Here is a 5,940-nt window from a genome sequence, read left to right on the forward strand (position 1 = left end):
CAGGCTGGATCCGGCACAGTACGTCGGCATCCATGACCGGGTGTCCGATTTCGTCGCCAAATGCGATGTCTACCCGCTGGTGACCAACCTGGCAGGCACCTACGGCTCGCCCGAGATGTACCCGGCCGAGGCCCTCAAAAACGCCGCCACGCGCGCGTTGCGCAAGCACCCGCAACTGCTGGTGAACCCGCCGGACTTCCTCAACGATTCACCGCTCAATGCCGTGCTGGCCAAGCGGGCGCTGGAGGCCGGCATGCGGCTGTCGGCAGATGACATCCTGGTCACGCACGGCTGTATTGAATCGCTGAACGTTGCCTTGCGTGCGGTGGCTCGGCCGGGGGACACCGTGGCCGTCGAGTCACCGACGTACCATGGCCTGCTGCAGATCCTCGAAAGCCTGGGTCTGCGCGCGCTGGAGATTCCCACCAGCCCGAAGCTGGGGATTTCCGTGGAGGCGCTGGATTTGGCCTTCCAGACGCACGACCGCATACGCGCCGTGGTGGTGATCCCCAATTTCCACAATCCGCTCGGCAGCGTGATGCCCGACGCCGAAAAGGAAAAGCTCGTCGCACTGTGTGATCGCCAGCAGGTCGCGCTGATTGAAGACGATACCTATGGCGCGCTGGGGCCCGACGACATTCCGCTGAAGGCGGCCAAGGCCTGGGACCGAAGCGGCTCGGTGATTTACTGCGCATCGCTGCGCAAGACCCTGGCGCCCGGGCTGCGTCTGGGCTGGGTCGCCGGCGGACGCTGGCAGGCGCGCATCAAGATGCTCAAGTACGCGCAAAGCCGCGCCAACGACATGGTGGGCCAGCTGGCCGTGGCCGAGTTCATGGCCTCCAGCGCCTATGACCGCCACCTGGCCAGGCTGCGCCGCATGCTCAACGTGCAGCGCGAGCAGATGGCCGAGGCGATTGCGGCGCACTTTCCCGCCGGAACCCGGTTGTCGGTGCCCCGTGGCAGCATGATGCTCTGGGTGGAGTTGCCGGCGGGTACCTCAGCGCAGGCGGTATTCGACATCGCCATCCGGCAGGGCATACGGGTGGCGCCCGGTTCCATGTTTTCCAACTCGAACCGCTTTGACCACTTCCTGCGCATCAGTTGCGGCTCACCGTTTTCCAGCGAGACCGACAGCGCCCTGCGCAAGCTGGCGGGCATTGTGTCGCAAGCTGGGCCCCGGCCGGCTTGAGGGCATGGCGCTGCTATTTTGAGGGTTTTAGGGCTCCAGCCCTTTAGGGGTATGCGCGAGTAGCTACTGTTTTGATAGCGATCGACGCGTCTAATGCGCCGCAGCGTGGCTGCGTTTGACAAAGAACAGGCCCGCACCCACTGCCATCAACATGCCACCGAACAGCCGGTTTTGCAGCCGCACCGCACGTGCGTTCCTGAACAGCTTTTGCAAACGGCTCGCGGCAAATGCGTAGCCGTGCATCACCACGGTGTCGACCGCCACAGTCGTGAGCGCCATCACCAGCAACTGGGGCCACAGCGGCCTGGCGGGGCTGATGAACTGCGGCAGCACTGCGACCATGAAAAGAATGCCCTTGGGGTTGGTGACGTTGGTCAGCAGGCCGGTGAGAAAGCGCCTGCGCGCTGAAATACCGTTCGCATCGGCTGCGGGGCCGGCATCTTCCGCTGCTATACCGTTCGATGAGCGCCACTGCGACCAGCCGATATAGATGAGGTAGAGCGCGCCCAGGATTTTCACGATGCTGAAGGCCAGCTCGGACGCCACCAGCAATGAGCCCACCCCCGCCCCGGCCACCAGCAAAATCACCACCAGCCCGATCTGCAAGCCCGCGATGGTGGCACGCGTGCGCCGCATGCCGTAGCTCAGGCCATGGCTCATGGCCAGCACCGCGCCCGAGCCGGGTGAGAGCGCGATCAGGATGGAGGCGAGGAAGTAGGCGGTCCAGGTGTCAATGGCCATGATGAAACGGTGACGAAATGAAGAAAGAAGGATGGCGGTGATCGTGGGCCGGGAGCTGGCCCACGCCGCGCAAAACGCCTGCCATCCTACATCGACGGCAATAGCCCGCGGGTATCATGGCCCAATGGCTTCAACAGCATCATCCTGGCAAGGCCGCCTCTCGCAAACACGCCGTACCGCCCAGCACTGGCTGATCGAATGGTGGCGCCTGGTGAAATTGGGCGCGATCATCCTGGTGCTGACCCTCTCGCCTTCCAGCTACAGCCCGCAAAGCCGCACGGTGCTGTCCCGCCACATCTACATCAACACGGCGCCCATCCTGCTGGGCTTTACCTTGCTGTGCGCGCTGGTCACCGTGGTGCTCACGCGGATCGTGCTGGTGACCGCGCTGAGCTACGGCTTGTCGCAGTACGCGTTGCAGGTCGTGATCCGCGTGCTGGTGCTTGAACTTATTCCGCTGACGGCGGCGCTTTTTGTGGCGCTGCGCTGCACCATCCCTGATGGCGCCGAACTCACGGCCATGCAGGCCAGCGGCGAACTCGACGAGATGCGCGAGCGCGGCATCGAGCCGGTGCGGCGCGAGGTGCTGCCGCGCGTGGTGGCGGGCATGTTCTCCGGCATCACGCTGGCTGCGCTTAGTTGCGTGGTGGCGCTGGTGGTGGCTTATTTGGCAACCTACGGCTTCGCCTTGTCGGGCCTGGCGGCCTATACCCGGCTGTTCGGTCAGGTCTTCAGCCCTTCCGTCACGCTGATCTTTGTGCTCAAAACCCTGTTCTTCTGCCTGGCCGTGTCGCTGATCCCCATGGCCTCGGCGCTTTACGGCATGGGCGAAGCCAGCGTGCGCACCAGCGCCGAGATGCGCGGCCTCGTGCGCATGTTCGCCGTGATTTTGCTGATTGAAGTGGCTTCGCTGGTCGGCAACTATTATTGACCGCCTCAATAAATACCAAATAACAATCCATGAGCTCACCCCACGACCCTTCATCCCCTGAGCACGGCCGGCCGGATCCGCTCCAGCCCGCGCGGGAGCCGGAGTCTTCGCCGGCGGAAATCGCCAACCTGGAATTCAAGGCCCGGCTTCTCCTGATCTTCATGCTGCTGCTGGTGGTGGGCTCGGCCCTTTATGTGATGTATGCGCGCGGGGCCTTTGAGTCCACCCAGCGGCTGGTGCTCATCGCCGAAGACTCCGAAGGCGTGGTGGTCGGCATGGACCTGACTTTCTCGGGTTTCCCGATAGGCCGCGTCAAGCGCATCGAGCTGGCCAGCGACGGCAAGGCCCGCATATTGGTGGATGTGGCCGCCAAGGACGCCCACTGGCTGCGCACCACCAGCGTCTTCACGCTGGTACGCGGCCTCGTCGGCGGCACCAACATCCGCGCCTACACCGGCTTGTTGAACGACCCGCTGCTGCCCGACGGCGCGGAACGCACGGTGCTGCTGGGCGATGCGGCCGGCGAAGTGCCCAAAGTGATCGCTGCCGCCAAGGACCTGATTGAAAACCTCAACACCCTGACGGGAAGCGGCGGTGCGGTGGGTACCAGTCTGGCCAACCTGCAGACGCTGACGGAGCGGCTGAACGGGCCGGGCGGTGCGTTGACAGTGTTGCTGGGCAGCGAGGCCGAGGCCAAAAAGTTTGCCGCCACGCTGGAGCGCACCAACTCGCTACTCACCAAACTCGACGGGCTGGCCGCCAAGACCGACACCCAGGTGTTCGGCGACAAGGGACTGATGCCCGAAACCCGGGCCACCGTGGTTCAGCTCAACGCCATGCTGGGCGAGGCCCGCACCAGCCTCAAGAAAGTGGATGCATTGCTGCAGGACGCCCAGGCCGTCACCCGCAACGCCAAAGATGCCACTGACGACCTGGGCGTGCTGCGCGCCGACGTGGAAGCCAGCCTGCGCAAGGTTGAGGGGTTGATCAACGAAATCAGCCGCAAATGGCCTTTCGCCAAAGACGCCCGCGATGCGGAGATGAAGCTGCCATGAAGAACATCTTTACGTATGCCGCCGCGCTGACTTCGGCCTTGCTGCTGGCCGCCTGTGCCGGCGGCCCGCAACCGCCCGACTGGCAACTCGAGGCCAAAGGTTCGATGGACCGCTCTGTGGCCGCCTACATGGAAGGCAACAGCCGCGTCGAGATGGCCGAACTCGGGCGCGCCCGCACGCAGCTGACACGCTCCGGCCGGGCCGAACTGTTAGCCACCGCCGAGCTGCTGCACTGCGCCACCCGGGTTGCCAGCCTGGTGCTGGACGAGCCCTGCACCGGTTTTGAGAAACTGCGCGAAGACGCCACCGACGCCCAGCGCGCCTACGCTGATTACCTCAAGGGTCAGGTGCAGCCGCAGGGCATTGCCTTGCTGCCTGAAGCGCAACGCCGGGCGGCGGCTGGTGACGTCGGTGCTGTGGCGGCCATTGCCGACCCGTTGTCGAAACTGGTGGCTGCCGGCGTGATGCTGCAGGCCGGTAAAGCCAGTCCTGCCGTGATCACCCAGGCGATTGATACGGCGTCTGTGAAAGGCTGGCGCCGGCCGCTGCTGGCCTGGCTGGGCGTTCAGCTGCGACGGGCAGAGCAGGGTGGCGACACCCAGGAAGCTGCAAAGCTGCGGCGCCGCATCGAGCTGACGCAGGGCATGCCTCCTGCACCGGTGAAGTCGCAAACGCCCTGATCCTTGTCCCGTTTTGCCTTGAGAGAAACAACCGTGAGCTACCGCCTCAGGCTTTACGCCTATGAAGACGCCTCCGCAGAAGAGCTGCAGGCCGCTGAGCAACGCTTCCGAACGGCGGTGGAAACCGAGCTGGGAGACGAAAGCCTGGTCTGGCCGGTGTACGCGGCCTACATGAAACTGGTGGCGACTTACGGCGAAGCGCCGGCCGAAGATGTCCTGTCAAGCGACGAACTGGAAATCTTCAACCAATGGCAGGCGGCCGAGCTGGCTGCCGTGACGGCCGCGCTGGGACCGAACCGGTATATGGGCGACGCGCAGTTTGAAATCCGCCCCGCCTGAAAGGGAGCGGACCTGAAGCGTTCAGGGCGAGCGGCTCAGCCGAGGCGAGGCCRGCGCCCGCAACTGGTCGGAAATGGCGGTGTCAACGCTCTTGAGCTGTTTGAGGAGTTGCGCTTTCTCCAGCGCGGCGTGCAATTGCTGCAAGTCCTTGCTGCTGGTGGTGGCCTTGATCTGGGCCAGCGCTGCCGGGGTGTTGCCGGTTTTCAGCACCGCCAGCATCTTGCTGACCCATTCACTCGTTGCAGGCTTTTTGGGGTTCATGCGCCATTGTAGGTTTGCTATTAAAAAAATAGCTGCTCGCGCTTGACCACATTGCGCTGGCGGCCGATTTCATGGTGGATTTTGCGGGATTCTGCCTCCAGGGCTTGACCTTGAGTGCACTCAAGGTATTCCAATCCTTTCAGGGCCCTGGCAATGTTGCCGGCCTTTACCCACTTCATACCCACTTCGCAGTCGATGCGAAGAAGCCTTCAAGGAGTTTCATCATGAGTGCAGCACCCACCACCGACATCACAGCGGCCAACCGCCTGCGCATGCAGGAGGTCATGGCTGAACTGGACAAAGGCAAYGGCCAGGCATTTGTCGACGCCATGGCAGACGATTTCTGCTGGACCCTTGAGGGCAGCACGCCCTGGTCGCGCACCTACCGCGGCAAGCAGGCCGTCGTCACCGAGCTGCTGCGGCCGCTGTTTGCCCAGTTCGCCACGCCCTATGTCAGCACCACAGAGCGCGTCATGGCCGACGGCGACATGGTCGTCATCGAGTTCCGCGGGCAAGTTACCACCCATGCCGGCAAGGCCTACAACAACCGCTATTGCTATGTTTGCCGCATGGAAGGCGGGCAAATGAAAGAGCTGACGGAGTACTTCGACACCGCCCTGGTGAGCGCTGCGCTGGAGGCGCCCGCGTTGGCCGCCTGAGCCGTTATACAGTCGGGCATGGCTGAAAGTTTTCTGATCGGGCAACTTGCCGCACGCACCGGGCGCAGCGTGCACACCATACGCT

At 63.8% G+C, this 5,940-nt stretch carries 8 protein-coding genes; 6 read left to right on the forward strand and 2 right to left on the reverse strand.

Annotated elements, in window-relative coordinates; all coding sequences use genetic code 11:
• Positions 1-1,189 (forward strand): aminotransferase-like domain-containing protein (locus AC1D1P_RS12210; RefSeq protein ID WP_477673162.1); only part of this gene is annotated, 1,189 nt, incomplete at its 5' end.
• Positions 1,190-1,279: 90 nt separating this feature from the next.
• Here the strand turns inward: AC1D1P_RS12210 and AC1D1P_RS12215 are convergent.
• Positions 1,280-1,930: a LysE family transporter gene (locus AC1D1P_RS12215; protein ID WP_477669288.1), complete on the reverse strand. Its 651-nt coding sequence runs from the start codon at positions 1,928-1,930 to the stop codon at positions 1,280-1,282.
• 124 nt (positions 1,931-2,054) lie between these two features.
• Here AC1D1P_RS12215 and AC1D1P_RS12220 point away from each other — a divergent pair, with 124 nt between their 5' ends.
• The 4 genes from AC1D1P_RS12220 to AC1D1P_RS12235 are packed head-to-tail and all read left to right on the forward strand — an operon-like array spanning position 2,055 to position 4,935.
• Positions 2,055-2,861 carry an MlaE family ABC transporter permease gene (locus AC1D1P_RS12220; RefSeq protein WP_477669289.1) on the forward strand — a complete coding sequence of 269 codons (807 nt, stop codon included), beginning with the start codon at positions 2,055-2,057 and terminating at the stop codon, positions 2,859-2,861.
• Between the two features lie 29 nt (positions 2,862-2,890).
• The gene (locus AC1D1P_RS12225) at positions 2,891-3,916 is read left to right on the forward strand and encodes an MlaD family protein (protein WP_477669290.1); all 1,026 of its coding nucleotides are present in this window, start codon (positions 2,891-2,893) and stop codon (positions 3,914-3,916) included.
• On the forward strand, positions 3,913-4,596 hold the full coding sequence (locus AC1D1P_RS12230; protein WP_477669291.1) for a hypothetical protein: 684 nt from the start codon (positions 3,913-3,915) through the stop codon (positions 4,594-4,596). The genes AC1D1P_RS12225 and AC1D1P_RS12230 overlap by 4 nt, the downstream gene beginning before the upstream one ends.
• Before the next feature lie 33 nt (positions 4,597-4,629).
• Positions 4,630-4,935 (forward strand): hypothetical protein, encoded by a 306-nt coding sequence (locus AC1D1P_RS12235; RefSeq protein ID WP_477669292.1) that lies wholly within the window; start codon positions 4,630-4,632, stop codon positions 4,933-4,935.
• Positions 4,936-4,956: 21 nt separating this feature from the next.
• Here AC1D1P_RS12235 and AC1D1P_RS12240 read toward each other — a convergent pair whose 3' ends face one another.
• The gene (locus AC1D1P_RS12240; protein WP_477673163.1) at positions 4,957-5,196 is read right to left on the reverse strand and encodes a hypothetical protein; all 240 of its coding nucleotides are present in this window, start codon (positions 5,194-5,196) and stop codon (positions 4,957-4,959) included.
• Positions 5,197-5,420: 224 nt separating this feature from the next.
• Between AC1D1P_RS12240 and AC1D1P_RS12245 the strand changes: the two genes are divergently transcribed.
• The gene (locus AC1D1P_RS12245; RefSeq protein ID WP_477669294.1) at positions 5,421-5,855 is read left to right on the forward strand and encodes a nuclear transport factor 2 family protein; all 435 of its coding nucleotides are present in this window, start codon (positions 5,421-5,423) and stop codon (positions 5,853-5,855) included.
• Positions 5,856-5,940: the final 85 nt, after the last annotated feature.

The organism is Polaromonas sp. P1_E1_2 (assembly GCF_056406035.1).

Coding starts and splice junctions, on each gene's coding strand:
- AC1D1P_RS12230 (WP_477669291.1), top strand. CDS start 3,913: ATGAAGAACATCTTTACGTATGCCGCCGCGCTGACTTCGGCCTTGCTG.
- AC1D1P_RS12215 (WP_477669288.1), bottom strand. CDS start 1,930: ATGGCCATTGACACCTGGACCGCCTACTTCCTCGCCTCCATCCTGATC.
- AC1D1P_RS12225 (WP_477669290.1), top strand. CDS start 2,891: ATGAGCTCACCCCACGACCCTTCATCCCCTGAGCACGGCCGGCCGGAT.
- AC1D1P_RS12220 (WP_477669289.1), top strand. CDS start 2,055: ATGGCTTCAACAGCATCATCCTGGCAAGGCCGCCTCTCGCAAACACGC.